Annotated in this window: 3 protein-coding genes; 1 reads left to right on the top strand and 2 read right to left on the bottom strand. The window is 57.5% G+C overall.

The window, feature by feature from the left end; genetic code table 11:
- A partial coding sequence (locus tag Q0M74_RS13515; protein ID WP_293955325.1) for a vWA domain-containing protein occupies nt 1–1,767 on the bottom strand: 1,767 nt, incomplete at its 3' end.
- Nucleotides 1,768–1,793: 26 nt separating this feature from the next.
- Complete coding sequence (locus Q0M74_RS13510) at nt 1,794–2,381, bottom strand: hypothetical protein (RefSeq protein ID WP_293955323.1); 588 nt, start codon at nt 2,379–2,381, stop codon at nt 1,794–1,796.
- Between the two features lie 319 nt (nt 2,382–2,700).
- On the opposite strand from Q0M74_RS13510, the gene Q0M74_RS13505 reads away from it, so the two are divergent.
- A partial coding sequence (locus Q0M74_RS13505) for a M20/M25/M40 family metallo-hydrolase (protein WP_293955322.1) occupies nt 2,701–3,318 on the top strand: 618 nt, incomplete at its 3' end.

The raw sequence follows: 3,318 nt of genomic DNA, 5'->3' as shown, positions 1-3,318 counted from the left end.
CACGGGGAGGGTGCCCTGTTCATCCAGGCCGAGTACCAGTGCGTTATCCGGACTGTTGAAGGAACTGGATGCGCTGACGCCCTCCACACCCTCAGGGAGGGTTCCGTTGAGTTGGGTCTCCGGATTCACCCACACCTTGCCAGGACCGGTGATGGGAATATCCACCGAAACCACTTCTTCATCTGCGCTGAAGCGGACAGAAGCCGGCAACTGTGGCATGTCACGCTGAGTGACGGTGATGCGGATTGTGTTGAGGATCGGGCTCAACGTGGTTCCGGGGTTCCCGTCGACCCCTGCGGTGGTGACGGTGGTGCGGGCTTCAATGGAACCAATGGCTGGCAACGGGGCGATCATGCCCAGCGGGGTCTCGAACTGACCGTTGGAAATATCCAGGCCTTCAGCGATGCTCAGGAACTCCCCGGTGTCAGCACGGGTGAAACCCAGATCCACGCGGGCATCACCTTCCAGGACACGTGGCTCACCGTCACGGCCGACCAGCTGCATGTTCAACAGCTGCTCATCACGCAGGTTCAAAGCTCCGTCCGCAGCATCGCCACCACTGAACACCAGCTGGAGATCCGGTTGGATCTCCACGGAATTGAAGACCCGACCATCTGCGGCAGCAGGGTCAAAGCCCTGGAACTGGATCTGCCAGATGCCCTTCCAATCCCCGGCTTCCTGCAGAGTCAGGGTCCCATCAGCCATCTGCACCGGAGAGTTCTCAGCTGACCAGCTCACCTCAGTCGCGTTCACTGATGCCTCACCGGAATCCTTGAGCTCCACGGTTTCACCATTGGGTGCGGTGAGAACCAGGTGTGCATTCTCCCCGAGGTCATCCTTGGCGATCGCCGTGAAACGTACAGAATTCACGGAATTGTCCAGAGTGAAGCTGAAGGGATCCCCCGCGCGGGTCTCCCCGGTTGCCTCACCACCGATGGCCAGTGCTTCACGGAACGCCGCGAAGAGCCCACCGACATTGTCAGCTGGGAAAAAGGCACCATTTGGTGGCTCCGCACCGCAGTTTCCCCCACCTGCGGTAATCCCCCGCAACAGGGAGAAATTGGAAGGGTTGGTCGGCGCGGACAAACCGATACCGATGTGGGCGATACCTGCACTCCGGAGACGGTCAGTGGCCCCACCGGGGACACACAGTGCCTCTTCGGCTTGCTGCGCGCCCTCCTGTGCAGTCAGTGCACCATCAGTGAAGGTCACCAGCATGCGACAGGCGTCCTCGGAACCTGACCGTGGAAAATCCTGGTAGGCGCCTTCAACGGCGGCTGCATAGTTGGTGTACTGCTCCTGCGTTCGTTCAGCAAAGTGGGAAATCTCCTCCCGGACACCATCGACAGAAGCATCAGTCAATTCCGTCCACCCGCCATAATTCTCAGCGTCGGTGACACCAGACTTGTAAGTCTGCCCAAAACCAGAGACCCGGATGCGGGTCTCCAGCTCCCCATCCTCCTGCTTTGCCAGGAGCTCATCGACGAAACTCTGTGCTGCAGGTACACGGTGATGTTGTGCGTCAGCGCCCGGTTTATCCGGGCTGACCACACCGTCACGTGCCTCATGGATGAGGGATTCCGTTTCATCAATCATGATGATGACATCAAGCGCACCTTTTTCCGCGATACAGGCACCAACATTGTTGAGTGATCCGGAAGCACCTTCAGCCCCGGGTGCCGGCTCCTGGGAAAGCACTGTTGCGGGGAAACCGAGGACCGCACCCAGGAAAAGTGCGGCAGCAGCTGCAGAAAAACGTTTCTTCATTCGAGTCCTGTCGCTGGAAATATTTTTCACCATGACCGCTTTCCTGCCCACAGAGCGATATCGAAAGCTGACCAGACAACTGCCCCGATCAAGAGGATGACGGTGACATATAAGATCATCTTCTTCCAGGGAATGTCTGTATAGAAGCCTTCAGCCTTCCGTTCATTCAGCTTTGCCAGGTACCAACCGACAGAGACAACACCCGCAATTCCCGCCAACGCCCAGGATATTCCCGCGGTGATGAAAAAACTTCCATCGGTTGCCACGGCTGCTCCGAAAGTGATCCACGCATTGAGTCCGATACTGGCGACTGCCAATATCAAGCCCGGAAGAAGAAACTGCACGGGTGCAGACTGCAGGCGTCCGCCGCCACCGGAACTCCTCCTGCCGGGCTTTCCTCCTCCGGACTTCTCGGAGGATCCTGCCGGAGCAGGAGTGAAGGAGGGAGAGGTCAGCCCCTGGTTGAATCCGCCAGAGCCACCGCCGAAACCACCAGACTGACCATCAAAACCACCACTCTGGGATCCGCCACCGAAACCTGACTGCCCACCGGAGAATCCTCCAGAAGAGGAACCGAACGCTCCTCCGGGTGGTTGGGTAAATCCTTGTGACATCAGCTACTCCGCATTCGAAAAATAGATCGGAACTCTAGAATTTCAGAGAATTCCGAGACAGTCCGTCTTCTCGGGAAATCTCTTGTCTTTTCAAATATATGGTCTCCACTTTACTCACGGGGTGGACACGTTCTCCCTCTGATCGCACAAAGGTAGAACTTTTTCGAACACTTCCTCGGAACACAGCCAGGAATGAAGCCCGAATACAGCCTGAACAGGAAATTTCTGTCCCGCGAATCTATTTCGCGCACACACAGGAACTTTCAGCTTATGGAGACACTTATCGCCCCACCTCTCCTGATATATAAGGTGGATAACCATGAGCCCACTCAACAACGTGCAGGAAATCAAGCAGAATATTGAAGCGCAGCGTGAACAGATCTTCACGCAGCTCAAGGAAATCGTCTCTTTCAACTCCGTCCACAGTGACCCAAAACTGGTGGAGGACTACGAAGCCGCAACCAACTGGACCCGTGAAGCAATCAAGAATGCGGGGTTCAAGGTCAGCGAACATCCGGCAGAAGACGGCACCACCAACTTCCTCGGCACTCGAGAGGGCGCTGAGGGCGCACCGACCGTGCTGCTCTACAGTCACTTCGATGTCGTCCCGGCAGGCCCCCTGGATCTGTGGTCCTCCGACCCCTTCACGCTCACCGAACGCAAGGGCGAGCACGGTGTGCGTTGGTACGGACGTGGCTCTGCCGACTGCAAGGGAAACCTGGTCATGCATCTGGCAGCCCTGCGGGCCGTGGAGGCAATGGGCAACACCGACCTCAATCTGACCTTCGTGGTTGAAGGCTCTGAGGAGATGGGCGGCGGCGCACTGTCCGACCTGATCAAGGAGAAGCCGGAACTGTTCAAGGCGGATGTCATCCTCATCGCCGACAGTGGTAATGCAGCAGTGGGCATTCCCACGCTGACCACCTCCCTGCGCGGT

Origin of the sequence: uncultured Corynebacterium sp. (assembly GCF_945649885.1) — a bacterium.
Taxonomy (GTDB): Bacteria; Actinomycetota; Actinomycetes; order Mycobacteriales; family Mycobacteriaceae; genus Corynebacterium.
This window is presented reverse-complemented; position numbering and strand designations above follow the sequence as displayed.